At 70.3% G+C, this 18,887-nt stretch carries 12 protein-coding genes; 10 read left to right on the forward strand and 2 right to left on the reverse strand.

The genetic code is table 11. The features are described from left to right. Window positions 1-175: 175 nt before the first annotated feature. The 10 genes from C7444_RS04300 to C7444_RS04345 all read left to right on the forward strand — a co-directional run bounded on the left by C7444_RS04300 (window position 176) and on the right by C7444_RS04345 (window position 17,528). Window positions 176-2,434 carry an arginine/lysine/ornithine decarboxylase gene (locus C7444_RS04300; RefSeq protein ID WP_110399602.1) on the forward strand — a complete coding sequence of 753 codons (2,259 nt, stop codon included), beginning with the start codon at window positions 176-178 and terminating at the stop codon, window positions 2,432-2,434. 140 nt (window positions 2,435-2,574) lie between these two features. Beyond that, window positions 2,575-4,254, forward strand: coding sequence for an alpha-amylase family glycosyl hydrolase (locus C7444_RS04305; protein WP_110399603.1), 1,680 nt, complete (start codon window positions 2,575-2,577; stop codon window positions 4,252-4,254). A 40-nt stretch (window positions 4,255-4,294) separates the two neighbouring features. Beyond that, entirely contained in the window at window positions 4,295-6,589 is a 2,295-nt protein-coding gene (gene glgB, locus C7444_RS04310) for a 1,4-alpha-glucan branching protein GlgB (RefSeq protein ID WP_110399604.1), read from the forward strand. Then, window positions 6,586-8,811 (forward strand): glycogen debranching protein GlgX, encoded by a 2,226-nt coding sequence (glgX, locus tag C7444_RS04315; RefSeq protein WP_110399605.1) that lies wholly within the window; start codon window positions 6,586-6,588, stop codon window positions 8,809-8,811. Before glgB ends, glgX begins: the two co-directional genes overlap by 4 nt. Before the next feature lie 16 nt (window positions 8,812-8,827). Next, entirely contained in the window at window positions 8,828-10,465 is a 1,638-nt protein-coding gene (locus C7444_RS04320) for an alpha-D-glucose phosphate-specific phosphoglucomutase (RefSeq protein WP_110399606.1), read from the forward strand. Between the two features lie 41 nt (window positions 10,466-10,506). After that, window positions 10,507-11,781 (forward strand): glucose-1-phosphate adenylyltransferase, encoded by a 1,275-nt coding sequence (gene glgC, locus C7444_RS04325; RefSeq protein ID WP_110399607.1) that lies wholly within the window; start codon window positions 10,507-10,509, stop codon window positions 11,779-11,781. A gap of 14 nt (window positions 11,782-11,795) precedes the next feature. Further along, window positions 11,796-13,250 (forward strand): glycogen synthase GlgA, encoded by a 1,455-nt coding sequence (glgA, locus tag C7444_RS04330; RefSeq protein WP_110399608.1) that lies wholly within the window; start codon window positions 11,796-11,798, stop codon window positions 13,248-13,250. Between the two features lie 67 nt (window positions 13,251-13,317). Next, entirely contained in the window at window positions 13,318-15,810 is a 2,493-nt protein-coding gene (locus C7444_RS04335) for a glycogen/starch/alpha-glucan phosphorylase (RefSeq protein WP_110399609.1), read from the forward strand. Window positions 15,811-15,905: 95 nt separating this feature from the next. Next, a complete protein-coding gene (locus C7444_RS04340; RefSeq protein ID WP_110399610.1) occupies window positions 15,906-17,027 on the forward strand; it encodes a hypothetical protein in 1,122 nt (373 codons plus the stop codon). A gap of 57 nt (window positions 17,028-17,084) precedes the next feature. After that, window positions 17,085-17,528, forward strand: coding sequence for a PaaI family thioesterase (locus C7444_RS04345; RefSeq protein WP_110399611.1), 444 nt, complete (start codon window positions 17,085-17,087; stop codon window positions 17,526-17,528). An 8-nt stretch (window positions 17,529-17,536) separates the two neighbouring features. On the opposite strand, the gene C7444_RS04350 is transcribed toward C7444_RS04345, so the two are convergent. Continuing rightward, window positions 17,537-18,118: an EF-hand domain-containing protein gene (locus tag C7444_RS04350; protein WP_110399612.1), complete on the reverse strand. Its 582-nt coding sequence runs from the start codon at window positions 18,116-18,118 to the stop codon at window positions 17,537-17,539. 100 nt (window positions 18,119-18,218) lie between these two features. Further along, window positions 18,219-18,656 carry a VanZ family protein gene (locus C7444_RS20180; RefSeq protein WP_170130627.1) on the reverse strand — a complete coding sequence of 146 codons (438 nt, stop codon included), beginning with the start codon at window positions 18,654-18,656 and terminating at the stop codon, window positions 18,219-18,221. Window positions 18,657-18,887 lie beyond the last annotated feature (231 nt).

Below are 18,887 nucleotides of genomic sequence, written 5' to 3' on the forward strand. Positions count from 1 at the left end.
CACCTGCGCGGGCCCGATCCGGTCCGGCCTCCCCATCGGTCTCGCCGCCGCGGGTGGCAGGCGCCTGCGGCCCTGCCGTCGCGGCCACCGGCCGTGCTGACCCGGCACGGACACACGCAAGCCCTACACTTCGCCCTTCGATTTTTTCCGTCCCTCTTTTCCCGGAGCCGCCGCGATGCAGCGCTTTCATTTCCCCATCGTCATCATCGACGAGGACTTCCGCTCGGAGAACACCTCCGGCCTGGGCATCCGCGCACTCGCACAGGCCATCGAGAAAGAGGGCTTCGAGGTGCTGGGGGCGACCAGCTACGGCGACCTGAGCCAGTTCGCCCAGCAGCAGAGCCGCGCCGGCGCCTTCATCCTGTCGATCGACGACGAGGAGTTCACGCCCGGCCCCGAGCTCGACCCGGCGGTGCTGAACCTGCGCAAGTTCATCGAGGAGATCCGCTTCCGCAACACGGACATCCCGATCTACATCTACGGCGAGACGCGCACCTCGCAGCACATCCCCAACGACATCCTGCGCGAGCTGCACGGCTTCATCCACATGTTCGAGGACACGCCGGAGTTCGTGGCGCGCCACATCATCCGCGAGTCCAAGAGCTACCTCGACGGGCTGGCGCCGCCGTTCTTCAAGGAGCTGATGGACTATGCGCAGGACGGCTCCTACAGCTGGCACTGCCCGGGCCACTCCGGCGGCGTCGCGTTCCTGAAGAGCCCGGTGGGCCAGATGTTCCACCAGTTCTTCGGCGAGAACATGCTGCGCGCGGACGTCTGCAATGCCGTGGAAGAACTCGGCCAGCTGCTCGACCACACCGGCCCGGTGGCGCAGAGCGAGCGCAACGCCGCGCGCATCTTCAACGCCGACCACTGCTTCTTCGTCACCAACGGCACGTCCACGTCCAACAAGATGGTCTGGCACCACACGGTGGCGCCGGGCGACGTGGTGGTGGTCGACCGCAACTGCCACAAGTCCATCCTGCACGCGATCATCATGACCGGGGCCATCCCGGTGTTCATGACGCCCACGCGCAACCACTACGGCATCATCGGCCCGATCCCGCAGAGCGAGTTCAGCCGCGAGGCCATCGAGGCCAAGATCGCGCGCAACCCGCTGCTCGCCGGCGTCGACCCCGCGACGGTCAAGCCGCGCATCATGACGCTGACGCAGAGCACCTACGACGGCGTGCTCTACAACACCGAGACGATCAAGGGCATGCTCGACGGCTGGATCGACACGCTGCACTTCGACGAGGCGTGGCTGCCGCACGCGGCCTTCCACAGCTTCTACGGCAGCTACCACGCGATGGGCAAGAACCGCTCGCGGCCGAAGGAGGCGCTGGTCTATGCCACGCAGTCGACCCACAAGCTGCTGGCCGGCCTGAGCCAGGCCTCGCAGGTGCTGGTGCAGGACGCGCAGAACCAGAAGCTCGACCGCCACCTCTTCAACGAGGCCTACCTGATGCACAGCTCCACCAGCCCGCAGTACGCGATCATCGCCTCGTGCGATGTCGCCGCGGCGATGATGGAGCCCCCGGGCGGCACCGCGCTGGTCGAGGAAAGCATCAAGGAGGCGCTCGACTTCCGCCGCGCGATGCGCAAGGTCGAGGACGAGTTCGGCCTGGACTGGTGGTTCAAGGTCTGGGGCCCCGAGGCGCTGGTCAGCGAGGGCATGGGCCGCGCGGACGGCTGGATCCTCGAGGCCAACGAGACCTGGCACGGCTTCGGCGACCTGGCGCCGGGCTTCAACATGCTCGACCCGATCAAGTCGACCATCATCACGCCCGGCCTGAACATGTCGGGGGCCTTCGACAAGACCGGCATCCCGGCGTCCATCGTCACCAAGTTCCTGGCCGAGCATGGCGTGGTGGTCGAGAAGACCGGCCTCTACAGCTTCTTCATCATGTTCACCATCGGCATCACCAAGGGCCGCTGGAACACGATGCTGACCGCGCTGCAGCAGTTCAAGGACGACTACGATCGCAACCAGCCGATCTGGCGCGTGCTGCCGGAGTTCGCGGCCAAGTACCCGGTCTACGAGCGCATGGGGCTGCGTGACCTGTGCCAGTCCATCCACGAGGCCTACGCCGAGGGCGACATCGCCCGCCTGACTACCGACGTCTACCTGTCGGACCTGCAGCCGGCGATGAAGCCCAGCGACGCCTACGCCTACATCGCCCACCGCAAGACCGAGCGCGTGGAGATCGACCAGCTCGAGGGGCGCATCACCACCTCGCTGCTGACGCCGTATCCGCCGGGCATCCCGCTGCTGATCCCGGGCGAGGTGTTCAACAAGCGCATCTGCGACTACCTGCGCTTCACCCGCCAGTTCAACGAGCGTTTCCCGGGCTTCCACACCGACGTGCACGGCCTGGTCGAGGAGGACCTGGGCAACGGCCGGCACCGCTACTACGTGGACTGCGTCAAGCAGTGACACCCGCCCGCAGGCCCCGACCGGGCCGATGAGCCGGCGCCCCTCCATCGAGGGGCGTTTTTGTTTCAGGCTGGCGCGCCGGATGACGGATTCGGTCAGGTTACATGGCACTATCCGTTCAAACTGGAAACGGATGGCGCATGCAGCAGACGAAGGACTGGTGGCGGGGGGCGGTGATCTACCAGATCTATCCGCGCAGTTTCATGGACAGCAACGGTGACGGCATCGGCGACCTGCCGGGCATCACCGCCCGGCTGGAGCATGTGGCCTCGCTCGGGGTGGACGCGATCTGGATCTCGCCCTTCTTCCGCAGTCCGATGAAGGACTTCGGCTACGACGTCTCCGATTACCGCGACGTCGATCCGATCTTCGGCACGCTGGCCGACTTCGACCAGCTGCTGGCGCGGGCGCACCAGCTGGGCCTGCGCATCCTGATCGACCAGGTGCTGTCGCACACCTCGGACCAGCACGCCTGGTTCCAGCAGAGCCGGCTCAGCCGCGACAACCCCAGGAGCGACTGGTACGTCTGGGCCGATGCCCGGCCGGACGGCACGCCGCCCAACAACTGGCTGAGCGTCTTCGGCGGCTCGGCCTGGCAGTGGGACGCACGCCGGCGCCAGTACTACCTGCACAGCTTCCTGGCGAGCCAGCCCGACCTGAACTTCCACTGCCCGGCCGTGCAGGAGGCGCTGCTCGGCGAGGTGCGCTTCTGGTGCGAGAAGGGCGTCGACGGCTTCCGCTTCGATGCCTGCAACCACCAGGTGCACGACGCGCTGCTGCGTGACAACCCGCCGGTCGACGCCAGCGACGGCCCGGTCAGCACCGTGCAGGCCGACAACCCCTACGCGATGCAGCGCCACCTGCACGACAAGAGCCAGCCGGAGAACCTGCTCTTCCTCGAGCGGGTGCGCGCGGTGCTCGACGAGTTCGGCGCCAGCAGCATCGGCGAGGTCGGCGACGAGCAGGCGCCGCCGCTGATGGCGCTCTACACCGAGGCCGGCCGGCGCCTGCACATGGCCTACAGCTTCAGCCTGCTGACCCGCGACGGCTCGGCCGCCCATGTGCGCCGCGAGGTCGGCACGCTCGAGCGCGAGATCGCGCGGACCGGCGGCTGGGGCTGCTGGGCGCTGTCCAACCACGACGTGCCGCGCATCGCCACCCGCTGGTCGGCCGACGGCACGCTCGACGCCCGCCGCAGCCGGCTGCTGCTGGCCATGCTGCTGGGCCTGCGCGGCAGCGTCTGCCTCTACCAGGGCGAGGAGCTCGGCCTGCCGGAGGCGCAGGTGCCCTACGAGCTGCTGCAGGATCCCTACGGCCTGGCCTTCTGGCCCGAGTTCAAGGGCCGCGACGGCTGCCGCACGCCGATGCCCTGGCAGGCGGATGCCGCACAGGCGGGCTTCACCACCGGCCGGCCCTGGCTGCCGGTGAGTGCGGCGCACCAGGCGCTGGCCGTCGACCTGCAGGAGGCCGATCCCGACTCGATGCTGCAGGCCAGCCGCGCGCTGCTGGCCTGGCGACGCAGCCGCCCGGAACTGGTGGGCGGGGCGATGCAGCTGGTCGACCTGCCCGAGCCGCTGCTCGCGCTGGAGCGCTCGGTGCCCCCAGACCAGGACGGCGGCCGGTGCTGGCTGGTGTTCAACCTGGGCGACGAGGCGCGGCAGGTCGCGCTGCCGGCGCCGTGGGCCGGCGAGATCGCCGCCGGTCTGCAGGTCGCGCCGATCTGGCCGGCCGGATGGCCTGAAGCGCAGCAGGGCTGCTGCGACGGCAGCACACTGACGCTGCCACCTCTTGGTGCCTGGCTGGTCACGGTACGCATGTGAAAATGACAATGGGTCCTGGTGGGCCCATGGATGGATGTAGATGGCTACCCAGCGCGATTCAGATTCCGCCGCTTCTCCGGCAACCCGGCCCCCCGTGGTCCATCCCGCCCATGCCACGAGGGCCTGGCTGGACCAGGCGGTGCTGCGTGCGCTGCAGTCCGCGCGCCATGGCGACGCGTTCGCCGTGCTCGGCCTGCAGCGCCTCGTGGCCACCGAGGAGCTCGCCGGCCTGGCGCAGCTGAGGGCGCTGCGCTGTTTCCTGCCCGGCGTGGTGTCGGTGGCCCTGGTCGCGGTCGACGGCACCTGGCTGGCCGACCTGCAGCGCCAGCCCGACAGCGACCTGTTCGTGCTGGTGCTGTCGGACGTGCCCGACGGCTTCGAGTACCGCCTGGCCATCGACTGGGGCGCGGGCCGGACCGCCCCGACGCTGGACCCCTACAGCTGCGCACCGCTGCTCCTCGAGATGGACGTCTGGCTGCTGGCCCAGGGCACGCACCACCGGCCCTACGAGTGGCTGGGGGCGCACCTGGTGCGGGTGCAGGGCGTCGATGGCACCCGCTTCGCCGTCTGGGCGCCGCAGGCCCAGCGGGTGTCGGTGGTGGGCGACTTCAACCAGTGGGACGGCCGGCGCCACCCGATGCGCCTGCGCCACGAGTGTGGCGTCTGGGAGATCTTCCTGCCGCAGGTGGGCGAGGGCGACACCTACCAGTTCGAGGTGCTGGGCTGCGACGACCAGGTCCACCTGAAGTCCGATCCGTTCGCCTTCCGCGCCCAGCTGCGACCGCAGCGGGCCTCGGTGGTGCAGCGCCTGCTGCCCGGCCTGGCCAGCAGCGAGCAGCGCCGCGCGGCCAATGCGCTCGATGCACCGGTCAGCATCTACGAGGTCCACCTGGGCTCGTGGCGGCGTTCGCCCGACGGCGCCTGGCTGGGTTACCGCGAGCTGGCCCGCCAGCTGGTGGCCTATGCGGTCGACATGGGCTTCACCCACCTCGAGCTGCTGCCGCTGCACGAGTACCCGTTCGACGGCTCCTGGGGCTACCAGCCGGTCGGCCTGTACGCGCCGACCTCGCGCTTCGGCAACCCGTGGGAGTTCCGTGCCCTGGTCGAGGCCGCGCATGCCGCCGGCCTGGGCGTGATCCTCGACTGGGTGCCGGCCCATTTCCCCAGCGACGAGCATGGCCTGGCCCGCTTCGACGGCAGCCACCTCTACGAGCACGCCGATCCGCGCGAAGGTTTCCACCAGGACTGGAACACGCTGATCTACAACTACGGCCGCTCCGAGGTGCGCAACTACCTGGTGGGCAATGCGCTGTACTGGATCGAGCGCTTCGGCATCGACGGCCTGCGCGTGGACGCGGTGGCCTCGATGCTCTACCGCGACTACAGCCGCGAGCACGGCCAGTGGATCCCGAACCGCCATGGCGGGCGCGAGAACCTCGAGGCCATCGAGTTCCTGCGCCGCATGAACCATGTCGTGGGCGTGCAGCGCCCCGAGGCGATCACGGTGGCCGAGGAGTCGACCTCCTTCCCGCTGGTGTCGCGTCCGCCCACCCCCGACCTGCAGGCCGGCGGCCTGGGCTTCCACTACAAGTGGAACATGGGCTGGATGAACGACACGCTGGCCTATTTCGCCCGTGACCCGGTGTTCCGCCAGCACCACCACGACCAGATCCGCTTCTCGCTGATGTATGCGTTCAGCGAGAACTTCGTGCTGCCGCTCTCGCACGACGAGGTGGTGCACGGCAAGGGTTCGCTGATCCGCAAGATGCCCGGCGACGACTGGCAGAAGTTCGCCAACCTGCGGGCGATGTACGGCCTGATGTGGGCCCACCCGGGCAAGAAGCTGCTCTTCATGGGCTGCGAGTTCGCCCAGTGGGACGAGTGGAACGCCGACGCCAGCCTGCACTGGCACCTGCTCGAGCAGGCGCCGCACGCGGGCATCCAGCGCCTGGTGCGCGCGCTCAACCACCTGATGCGGCGCACGCCCGCGCTGCACGAGCTCGACACCCAGCCCGCCGGCTTCGAGTGGATCAGCCACGACGATGCCGAGCACTCCGTGCTGGTGTTCCAGCGCCGCGACCGGCAGGGCCGGGCGGTGGTGGTGGTATGCAACCTGACGCCGGTGGTGCGCCACGGCTGGCGCATCGGCGTGCCCGACGAGGGCGCCTGGAGCGAGGCGATCAACACCGATGCCGCCGAGTTCGGCGGCAGCGACGTGCGCAACGGCACGCTCGACAGCGAGGCGCTGAGCTGGCATGGCCAGCCGCACTCGATCGTCATGACGCTGCCCCCGCTGGCCACGGTGGTGCTGGCCCTGGGTGATGGTGCACCATGACCGCGACCTCGACTTGTCGTGCGCCGCAGCGGCCGGCGGGTGTCGGCGCGGCCGAAGTCCTGCCGGCGGGCCGACCGTGGCCACTGGGCGCCAGCCGGCGTGATGGCGGCCTGAACCTCGCGCTGTGGGCGCCCGACGCCACCGGCGCGTGGCTGTGCGTGTTCGATGACGCGGGCCGGACCGAGCAGGCCTGCTGGCGCCTGCAGGCCTGCACCGACGGGGTCTGGCACGGCTGGCTGCCGCTGGACGCCGAGGCCTCGCTGGTCTACGGCTGGCGGGTCGACGGCCCCTGGGATCCTGCGCGGGGCCACCGCCACAACCCCGCCCGCGTGCTGCTCGACCCGCATGCGCACGAGGTGGTCGGCGCCTATGCCGGCGACCTCGAGCGCTCGCTCGGGCACCTGGACATCGATCCGTCCTGCCTCGATCCGCAGGACAACGCCGACGTGGCGCTGAAGGCCCGCGTGCGCCCGCAGGCTCGCGTGCCGGCGCCGATGGGCTCGGGCCCGCGGGTGGCGCGGCCGCTGCACGCCTGGTCCGACACCGTGCTGTGCGAGGTGCACCTGAAAGGCGCCAGCCGGCTGCATCCCGACGTGCCTGCCGAGCTGCAGGGCACCTACCGCGGCCTGTCGCACCCGGCGCTGCTGGCGCACTGGCGTCGCCTGGGCGTGACCACGCTGAGCCTGCTGCCGCTGCACGCGCGCGCCGACGAGGCCCGGCTGCAGCGCCTGGGGCTGAGCAACTACTGGGGCTACAGCAGCATCGGCTTCCTCGCGCCCGAACCCCGTTATGCGAGCCAGCCCGAGCAGGCGCTCGACGAGGTGGTGGCCATGGTCGACGAGCTGCACGCGGGCGGCCTGGAGGTCGTGCTCGACGTCGTCTTCAACCACAGCGCCGAGACCGACGAGGCCGGCCCGACGCTGAGCCTGCGGGGCCTGGCCAACCGCGGCTACTACCGGCTCGATCCGGCCCGCCCGTCGCACTACCTGAACTGGACCGGCTGCGGCAACTGCCTCGACCTGAGCCAGCCGCGCGTGCTGCAGCTGGTGCTCGACTCGCTGCGCCACTGGGTGCAGGTGATCGGCGTCGACGGCTTCCGCTTCGATCTGGCCCCGATCCTGGGCCGGCGCGCCGACGGCGTGTTCGATCCGCACCACGCGTTCTTCGCCGCGGTGCTGGCCGACCCGGTGCTCGCCGGGGTCAAGCTGATCGCCGAGCCCTGGGACCTCGGGCCGGGCGGCTACCAGCTGGGCAGCTTCCCGCCCGGCTGGGCCGAGTGGAACGACCAGTTCCGCGACACGATGCGCAGCTGGTGGCTGCGGGGTGCGGGCGACCGGGGCGTGTTCGTGCACCGCTTCGCCGCGTCGAGCACGCAGTTCCACCACAGCGGCCGCGCGCCCGCGGCCAGCGTCAACTTCATCACCGCGCACGACGGCTTCACGCTGCGGGACCTGGTCAGCTACGACCACAAGCACAACCACCTCAACGGCGAGCACAACCGCGACGGCCACCACCACAACAGCAGCTGGAACTGCGGCGTGGAAGGCCCGACGGTGCGCGCCGACGTGCTCGCGCTGCGCGCCGACCTGCAGCGCGCGCTGCTGGCCTCGCTGCTGCTGTCGCAGGGCACGCCCATGCTGCTGGCCGGCGACGAGCTGGGCCACAGCCAGCACGGCAACAACAACGCCTACTGCCAGGACAACCCGACCACCTGGCTGAACTGGACCGGCGCCGATGCGCCGCTGGGCAGCTTCGTCGCCCGCCTGCTGACGCTGCGCCGTGCCGTGCCGGCGCTGCGCCAGCCCCGCTGGCTGCGCGGCACGCCCGATGCCGACGGTCTGGTCGACGTGTGCTGGTGGCACCCGCAGGGCCGCCCGCTGCACGACGCCGACTGGTCCGACCGCCACGACCGGGCGCTGGGCATCTGGCTGTGCGCGCCCCCGGCCGCCGAGGCCGGTGAGGACGATGACACGCCCGACGGCGTGCTGCTGCTGGTCAACCCCGACGCGCAGCCGCGCGAGTTCCGCCTGCCCGACGGGGCGTGGCATGCCGTGCTGTGCTCGGCTGTGGCGAGCGACACCGACCCGGCGGCGGGCGGTGTCGAGCCCTGTCCGCCCCTGCTGAAGGTGCCGGCACGATGCCTGCAGGTGCTGTCCACGCCCGCGACGGCGCGCCGGCTGGCCCGCTGGCCTGCATGGGCCCATTTTTCCAACGTCTCCTGACTTGCACGAGTCCCGCATGAAGATCCTGAGCGTCCCCACGACCCCGTTTGCCGGACAGCGTCCCGGCACCTCCGGCCTGCGCAAGAAGGTCACCGTCTTCCAGCAGCCGAACTACCTGGAGAACTTCGTCCAGGCGCTGTTCGACGTGCTGCCCGACAAGGCCGGCCAGACGCTGGTGCTCGGTGGCGACGGGCGTTTCCACAACCGGGTCGCGGTGCAGACCATCCTGCGCATGGCCGCGGCCAACGGCTTCGGCAAGGTGCTGGTGGGCCGGGGCGCGCTGATGTCGACCCCGGCGGTCAGCGCGGTGATCCGCAAGCACGGCGCCTATGGCGGCATCGTGCTGTCGGCCAGCCACAACCCGGGCGGCCCGGACGGCGACTTCGGCATCAAGTACAACATCGGCAACGGCGGCCCGGCCCCCGAGGCGGTGACCGAGGCGATCTACGCCCGCACCGGCACGCTGTCGGCCTACCTCACGCTCGAGGGCGCGCCCGAGGTCGATCTCGAGACGCCGGGCGCCGGCACGCTGGGTGGCATGCAGGTCGAGGTGATCGACTCGGTGCTCGATTACGCCGAGCTGATGCAGTCGCTGTTCGACTTTGACGCGATGCGGGCCTGGTTCGCCCGGGGCCACCGCATGCGTTTCGACGCGATGTGCGCCGCGGCCGGCCCCTACGCCCATGCCGTGCTCGAAGGACTGCTGGGGGCCCCGGCCGGCACGGTGGTCAACGGCGTGCCGCTGGAGGACTTCGGCGGCCATCACCCCGATCCGAACCCGGCCCACGCGACCGAGCTGATCGCGGCGATGGAGGCGGCCGACGCTCCCGACTTCGGCGCCGCCTCCGACGGCGATGCCGACCGCAACATGATCCTGGGCCGGCGCTTCGTCGTCACCCCGTCGGACAGCCTGGCGGTGATGGCCGCCCACGCGACCCGGGTGCCCGGCTACCGCGCGGGCCTGGCCGGCATCGCGCGTTCGATGCCGACCTCCTGCGCGGCCGACGCGGTCGCGAAGGCGCTGGGCGTGCCCTGCTTCGAGACGCCCACCGGCTGGAAATTCTTCGGCAACCTGCTCGATGCCGGCAAGGTCACCCTCTGCGGCGAAGAGAGCTATGGCACCGGCTCGACCCATGTGCGAGAGAAGGACGGCCTGTGGGCCGTGCTGTACTGGCTCAACCTGCTGGCCGTCACCGGCGAGTCGGTCGAACAGCTGGTGCGCTCGCACTGGGCCCGTTTCGGCCGCCACTACTATTCGCGCCACGACTGGGAGGGCGTGCCCGTCGAGCGGGCCGATGCGCTGATGGCCGCGCTGCGCGAGCAGCTGCCGGCGCTGGCCGGGCGCACGCTGGCCCCGGGCCTGGTGCTGAGCCAGGCCGACGATTTCGCCTACACCGATCCGGTCGATGGCTCGGTCTCCGCGCGCCAGGGCGTGCGGCTGATCTTCGAGGGCGGCTCGCGCATCGTCCTGCGCCTGTCGGGCACCGGCACCGAAGGCGCCACGCTGCGGGTCTACCTCGAACGCTACGAGGCCGATCCCGCCCGCCACGACCTGCCGGCCCAGGATGCGCTGGCCGATCTGATCCGCGTCGCCGACGAGGTGGCGCGCATCCGCGAGCTCAGCGGCCTGGAACGCCCGGCCGTCATCACCTGATTTCCCGCCGCACGCCGACAACATCCGAAAAAGGAGACCTCATGAACTACGCACAACCCGCGCAGAGCCGTGCACTGGCCCGCCGCACCCTGGCCCTCGTGCTGGCCGGGGGCCGAGGTTCCCGCCTGAAGGACCTGACCGATCGCCGCGCCAAGCCCGCGGTGCACTTCGGCGGCAAGTTCCGCATCATCGACTTCGCGCTGTCGAACTGCCTGAACTCGGGCATGCGCCGCATCGGCGTCATCACCCAGTACAAGTCGCACTCGTTGCTGCGCCACATCCAGCGTGGCTGGAGCTTCATGCGCAACGAGCTCAACGAGTTCGTCGACCTGCTGCCGGCCCAGCAGCGCGTGGATGAAGAAAGCTGGTACCGCGGCACGGCCGACGCGATCTACCAGAACCTCGACATCATCCGCAACTCGCGCCCGCCCGAGTACATCGTCGTGCTGGCCGGCGACCACATCTACAAGATGGACTACTCCATCATGCTGGCCGACCACGTCGCCAGCGGCCGGGGCGTGACGGTGGGCTGCATCGAGGTGCCGCGCCAGGAGGCCCACGCCTTCGGCGTGATGGCCGTCGACGAGAACCGCCACATCACCGCCTTCGTCGAGAAGCCGGCCGACCCGCCGGCGATGATCGACGACCCGGAGATGTCGCTCGCCAGCATGGGCATCTACGTGTTCACGGCCGACTACCTCTACCAGCTGCTCGAGGAGGACGCCAACGATCCCGAGTCCGAGCACGACTTCGGCAAGAACCTGATCCCGCGGGCCGTGTCCACCGGACAGGCGCTGGCCCACCCGTTCTCGATGTCGGCCATCGCCAACCCGCCGTACTCGCGCGCCTACTGGCGCGACGTGGGCACGGTCGATGCGTACTGGGCTGCCAACCTCGATCTCGCGTCGACCACGCCCGAGCTCAACATGTACGACCGCGACTGGCCGATCTGGACCTACCAGGAACAGCTGGCGCCGGCCAAGTTCGTGCATGACGAAGAAGGGCGCCGGGGCGAGGCGATCAACAGCCTGGTCTCGGGCGGCTGCATCGTCTCCGGAGCGACGGTGCGCAACTCGGTGCTGTTCTCCAACGTGCTGGTGCGCTCCTACTCCGAGGTCGAGCAGGCGGTGGTGCTGCCCGACGTGCAGATCGGGCGCAACTGCCGCCTGAAGAAGGTGGTGATCGATCGGCGCTGCAAGCTGCCCGAGGGCCTGGTCATCGGCGAGGACCCGGTGCTCGACGCGCAGCGCTTCTTCCGCACCGACAATGGTGTGGTCCTGGTGACGCGCAAGATGCTTGCGGCACTTGACACTTGATGAAGGATTGAACGATGCGGGTGCTGCAGGTCTGTGCGGAGATCTTTCCGTTGCTGAAGACGGGGGGCCTGGCCGACGTCGCCGGGGCGCTGCCCCGGGCGATGAAGGCGCTGGGGGTGGACATGCGGGTGCTGCTGCCCGGCTTCGACGCGTTCCTCGCGGGACTCGAGGAAGCCGTGCCGGTGGCCGAGTTCGTCACGCCCTTCAGCACCGAGCCGGTCCGCCTGCTCTACGGCTGGATGCCGGCCTGCGACACCAACGCCTACCTCATCGAGGCCCCGGGGCTCTACCAGCGCCCCGGGGGCCCGTATGCCGATGCCTCGCAGCATCCGTATGCGGACAACCACCTGCGCTTCGCGCTGCTGGGCTGGATGGCCGCCCGCTTGGCCGAAGGACTGGACAGCTACTGGCGCCCTGACGTGGTGCATGCGCACGACTGGCATGCCGCATTGGCGCCTGCCTATGTGCGCGAGGTGTCCGACCGCCAGCGCTACCGGGTCGCCGCCACCGTCTACACGGTGCACAACCTGGCCTACCAGGGCATGTTCGGCGCCGCGCTGTTCGACACGCTGGCCCTGCCGCCGTCGTACTGGGGCGTGCGCGGGATCGAGTTCCACGGCCAGATCAGCTTCATGAAGGGCGGCCTGTACTTCGCCGACCGCCTCACCACCGTCAGCCCGACCTACGCCCGCGAGATCCAGGGGCCGGAGCAGGGCTGCGGCCTCGACGGCCTGCTGCGTGACCGGGCCCACGAGCTCAGCGGCGTGCTCAACGGGGTGGACGACCTGGTCTGGAACCCCGCCACCGACCGGCTGCTGCCCCACACCTACAACACCCGCCGGCTGATCGGCAAGGCCCGCTGCAAGGCCACGCTGCAGGCCGAGCTGGGCCTGCAGGAGGATCCGCTGGCCACCCTGTTGTGCATCGTCAGCCGGCTGACCGAGCAGAAGGGCCTGCACCTGGTGCTGCAGGCCGTGCCGGGGCTGATCGAGCGGGGTGCCCAGGTGGCGCTGCTGGGCAGCGGTGACGCCGGCATGGAAGCCGCGTTCCGGGCCCTGGCGGCGGCCCACCCCGACCGGGTGTCCGTGCGCATCGGCTACGACGAGCAGTTCGCCCACCGCCTGATCGCCGGCAGCGACGTCATCATGGTTCCCTCCCGCTACGAGCCCTGCGGCCTGACCCAGCTCTACGGCCTGAAGTACGGCACGCTGCCGCTGGTGCGGCGCGTGGGCGGCCTGGCCGACACCGTCAACGACACCCGCCTGGAGACGCTCGACACCGACGCCACCGGCTTCGTGTTCGACGACTTCCATGTCGGCGCGCTGCTGCACGGCGCCGACCGGGCCATCGCGCTGCACCGGCGCAAGGCCGACTGGCAGCTGGTGCAGAAGCGCGCCATGACCCAGCCCTGCGACTGGAGCGTGGCCGCACACCGCTACCTCGAGGTCTACCAGCAGGCCTTGGGCTGAGCTGAGCTGAGCGCACGCCCGGCCCGATCTCCCTCACCACACGACCCCACACCTGAGCCGAAGACCCATGGACCTGACCCAGTTCGAGCACCAGTACGATCACCTCGCCCGCGACGTGGGCGCCTTCAAGCGCTCCATCTCCAACAAGCTGATGTACACGGTCGGCAAGGACCCCGTCTCGGCCCGCTCGGAGGACTGGCTGCACGCCGTGTCCTACGCCGTGCGCGACCACCTCGTCGAGCGCTGGATGAAGACCACGCGCGCCCAGTACGAGCAGGACGTCAAGCGGGTCTACTACCTCTCGATGGAGTTCCTGATCGGGCGCACCTTCACCAACGCCATCCTGGCGCTGGAGCTGATGCCCACCATCCGCCAGGCGCTGGCCGAGCTCGACGTCGACGCCGACACGCTGTTCGACCTCGAGCCCGACGCGGCCCTGGGCAACGGCGGCCTGGGCCGGCTGGCGGCGTGTTTCCTCGACTCCATGGCCACGCTGGGCGTGCCGGGCTTCGGCTACGGCATCCGCTACGACTACGGCATGTTCCGCCAGAACATCATCGACGGGCGCCAGGTCGAGTCGCCCGACTACTGGCTCAAGCAGGGCAACCCCTGGGAGTTCCCGCGCCCCGAGGTGCAGTTCCGCGTGCGCTTCGGCGGCCACCTCGAGCACAGCGGGCAGGGCGCCGACGCCCGCGTGCGCTGGGTCGGCACCGATGACGTGCTGGCGATGGCCTACGACACCATCATCCCGGGCTACGGCACCGAGGCGACCAACACGCTGCGCCTGTGGTCGGCCAAGGCGACCGAGGAGATGGACCTGCGCGCCTTCAACCAGGGCAACTACTTCGGTGCGGTCGAGGGCAAGAACCACTCCGAGAACGTCTCCCGGGTGCTCTATCCGGACGACTCCACGCTGTCGGGGCGCGAGCTGCGCCTGCGCCAGGAGTACTTCTTCGTCTCGGCCAGCCTGCAGGACCTGGTGCGCCGCTACCTGCGCACCCACACCGGCTTCGAGGCGCTGCCCGACAAGGTCAGCGTGCACATGAACGACACGCACCCGGTGCTGGCGATTCCAGAGCTGATGCGCATCCTGATCGACGAGCACCAGCGCCCGTGGGCCGAAGCCTGGGCGCTGTGCCAGAAGGTCTTCAGCTACACCAACCACACGCTGATGCACGAGGCGCTCGAGACCTGGCCGATCGAGCTGTTCGGCCGCGTGCTGCCGCGCCACCTGCGCATCATCTTCGACATCAACGCGTTCTTCCTCACCGAGGTCGCCAAGACCCACGGCCAGGACGCCGAGCTGATGCGCCGCCTGTCGCTGATCGACGAGTCCGGCGAGCGCCGCGTGCGCATGGCCTACCTGGCCGTCGTCGCCAGCCACTCGATCAATGGCGTGTCCGCGCTGCACTCCGAGCTGATGAAGGACTCGATCTTCGCGGACTTCGCCCGGCTCTGGCCCGAGCGCTTCAACAACAAGACCAACGGCGTCACGCCGCGCCGCTGGCTGGCCCAGGCCAATCCCGGCCTGGCCACGCTGCTCGACCAGCGCCTGGGCCGCGGCTGGCGTCGCCACCTCGACCAGCTCGAGGGCCTGCGCCACGCGGTCGACCTGCCGGGTTTCCTGGGGGCCTTCCGCAAGATCAAGCGCCAGAACAAGGAGCGCCTGGCCGCCTACGTGCTCAAGCAGCTGGCCATCCGGCTCCATCCCGATGCGCTGTTCGACGTCCAGGTCAAGCGCATCCACGAGTACAAGCGCCAGCTGCTCAACGTGCTGCACGTGGTCACGCGCTACCAGCGCATCCTGGCCAACCCCGACGCGCAGTGGGTGCCGCGCGTGGTGGTCTTCGCCGGAAAGGCCGCGTCAGCCTATCACATGGCCAAGCTGGTCATCAAGCTGATCAACGACGTCGCCCGCACCGTCAACAACGACCCACGCATCGGCGACAAGCTCAAGGTGGTGTTCATCCCCAACTACAGCGTCAGCCTGGCCGAGATCATCATGCCCGCGGCCGACCTGTCCGAACAGATCTCCACCGCCGGCACCGAGGCCTCGGGCACCGGCAACATGAAGTTCGCCCTCAACGGCGCGCTGACCATCGGCACGCTCGACGGCGCCAACGTCGAGATGCGCGAGCACGTCGGCGACGAGAACATCTTCATCTTCGGCAAGACCACGCCCGAGGTGGCCGAGATCCGCGCCCAGGGCTACCAGCCGCGCGCGATCTACGACCGCAACCCCGAGCTGCAGGCGGTGCTCGACGCCATCCGCGACGGCATGTTCAGCCCGGACGAGCCCGGCCGTTACCAGCAGATCTTCGACACGCTGGTGAACTGGGGCGACCACTACCTGCTGCTGGCCGACTACGAAAGCTACGTCGACACCCAGACCCGCGTGGACACGCTCTACCGCAACGCCGACGACTGGACCCGCCGCGCCGTGCTCAACGTCGCGGGCATGGGCGAGTTCTCCTCCGACCGCACCATCGCCCAGTACGCCCACGAGATCTGGCATTCCCGGCCCGTCATCGTCGGCCCGGGCCACGCCCCGGCGCCCTGACCCGGCGAGTCGCTGCCCGCGCAGAATCCCGGTCGGCGCCGCGGCTGCAGATCGGGGTTCGGATGAAGGTGACGAAGGTCATTCGTGGAGGGGCGATGCGGGGATCCGCGGGTCGCTGTTGGTGGGCCGGGCTGCTGGCCTGCGCACTGTCCGGTGCGGTCCAGGCCCGGTCGCTGGAGGGCTGTGCCGCGCCGGCGTCGCCGGACTGCCTGTTCGCCTTCCAGCCGGCGGGCTCGGCCCGGACAGTGCGTTTCTTCGGCTCCATCGATCCGGCCGATGCGGCCCGGCGCGATCCGCCCACGCAGGCCTACATCGTCGTGCACGGGCATGCGCGTGACGCGGCGCGCATCTTCGATGCGACCTGGTCGGTGCTGCAGCGGGCCGGTCGTGCGCGGACCGCCGTGCTGGTCGCGCCGCTGTTCCAGGTGTCGGCGGATGCCGACACCCGCTGCCAGACCCGGGGCGGGCCTCCGGCGCAGGCGGGTGATCTGCTGTGGAGCTGCAGCAGCTGGATCGATGGCGGCCGGGCCGTCGATGCCGGTCTCGGCTCGTTCGAGGTGCTCGACGCGCTGGTCGAGCACCTGCAGTCGACCTGGCCCAGCATCACCCGGGTCACGATCGCCGGATTTTCCGCGGGGGCGCAACTGGTCCAGCGCCACGTCGGCCTGTCCAGGCGCGTCGACGACGGATCGCTGCAGCGCCGCCATGTCGTGGCCTCGCCCGGCACCTGGCTGTATCTCGATGACCAGCGGCCGCAGCCCCGCCGGGACGGCGAGCCGGCCGTGTGGGACGCCTGCGTCGAGCCGGCAGGCTCCGACGCCTCCTGCCAGATCCATTTCACCCGACCGGTCACCGACTGTGCCGGCTTCAACGCCTGGAAGCACGGCCTGGAGGGCCTGCCCGCATGGACGTCGACGGACGAGCCCGCGGTGGTGGCGGCCCGATACGCCGCGGCCTCGGTGCGCTACCTGGTCGGTGCGGCGGACCGCCAGGCAGGTCCTGGCGCGTTTCACCCGATGCCCGATCGCGGCTGTGCTGCCATGCTGCAGGGACCCGACCGGCTGCGGCGGGCCCTGGCCTACGTGCAGCACGAGAACGAGACCCGGTCGCCGCGGCCGCCGCGCCACCTGTCGGTGGTGCCGGGCTGCGGACACGACGTGCGCTGCGTGTTCGGTTCGCCGCAAGGCGCGGCGGCCCTGCTCGATGAAGGTCCGTAGGGCGCCGGTCGATGTTCCACCAGGCCGTCGAAGGCGGCCACCACCTCGAGGATCACCATGGCATCTGACACCCCGGCCCCTGCGGACGTCGAGCAACGACTGCGGTCCAGCTTCGAGCGCCAGCGCCTGATGGCCACGCTGGGCGCCCGCCTGACCCGGGTCGAAGCCGGCGAGGTGTGCATCGAGATGCCGTTCGACCCCGCGCATTCGCAGCAGCATGGTCATGTGCACGCCGGGGCGATCACCAGCATCGTGGACAGCGCCTGCGGTTATGCGGCGCTGTCGCTGATGCCGGCGGACCGGGAGGTGGTCAGCGTCGAGTTCAAGGTGAATTTCGTCAGCCCGGCCCGGGGCAGCCACTTCGTCGCGGTCGGCAAGGTCGTCAAGGCCGGCCGCACCATCACCGTGTGCACCGGCGAGGTCTGGGCGCTGGAGGGCGAGCGCAGCAAGACGGTGGCCGTCATGCAGGCGACGATGATCGCGGTGTCCCCCGCCGATTGAGGGCGCGCTCACGCGGCCATCAGGTCCACCGTCTCGTAGGTCTGCACGGCCTCGCGGGCCTGGGCCGTGACGCTGGTGCCCGTCGCCTGCGAGGCGCTGGCGGCCTGGGCGGCGTCGTAGTCCGCCTGTTCCTGCGGGCTGACGGTGCCGTCCCGGTTGGTGTCGGCCGGGTCGTCGGCGGTGCTCGAGCTGCCGGACGGCGGTGGCGGGCCGCCTCCGCCGGCAGGGGGCGGGCGGGGGCCGGACGGGGCCTGGGCGGCGGCGCCCGCGGGGGGCTGTGGCGGGGTCGTGGCCGCGGTGAACTCGCTTTCGGTGACCTGGCCGTCCTGGTCGACGTCGAGCTGCTGGAAGAGCGCCTCGACGTCTTCGTCGCTGGCGGCGGTGGCCGTGTCCTGCGACGCCAGGCTGCTGCCGGCCGCCGAGATGCTGACGACGGCGGAGGCGAGGTCGGCCTGGGTGAAGTAGCCCTTCTGGTCCGCGTCGATCTGCCGGAAGGCGTCGGCGGGGTCAGGCCGGGGCGGTGGCGGCCGCACGGTCGCGGCGGCCGTGCTGGTGCTGGTGGTGCTGCTGCTGGACAGCGAGGTGATCATGGAGCGCTCCTGCTTCGGATCCGGGGTCAGGGCCGGTGTGCGGCCGTTCCTCCGGGATGTCGACGCGGCCGGACTCCGGCTTGATGCGCGACATGCTTCTTTACGCGATCGGACGGGGCCCGCTCGGCCGACCCAGCGCACGAATGGCACGGTTCACGCCCCACAGGATCAGCAGGCCCAGCACGATGCCCACGGCATCGGCGACCAGGTCCTGCCCGTCGGCCGAGCGGCCGGGCACGAAGCTCTGCGCGATCTCGATCCAGGCGCCGAACAGCATCAGCGTGGCGCTCAGGGTGGCGAGGTGGCGCTTGCAGAGCGTGCGCGCCAGGGCCCCGGCAAAGGCCAGCGCGGTGAACGCGGCCATGTGGTTGAGCTTGTCCCAGCCGAGGTTGGCTTCCTGGGGCGGATGGGGCGCCAGCGCCAGCCAGGTGATGACGACGAGCAGCAGCAGCAGCAGCACGCGCCAGACGCGGCGGGCGTGGTCGTCACCGGCGAACAGGCGGGCGGGTCGCCAGGGGGAAGGGGTCCGAGGGGTCACGGGCGGGGTACTCTGAACGGAGGACGGGGGCCGCGACGCAGGTGCCGCGGCGACGGCGCGATTCTGCCTGCAGGGTGGGGCGCCGGCCGGTGGCCGGTCCGCATCGTGTCGACTTGTGCCGGCGCCGGCCCGCCGGGCGGCGGGGCCGTCGCATGCCCCGGGGGGGATCGCGGCGATAATCGACGATTGAGCCGGCGCAGGCGCCGGCCCCCCTCCAACAGGGCTTCCGGT

Source organism: Sphaerotilus hippei (assembly GCF_003201595.1).
GTDB lineage: Bacteria > Pseudomonadota > Gammaproteobacteria > Burkholderiales > Burkholderiaceae_C > Sphaerotilus > Sphaerotilus hippei.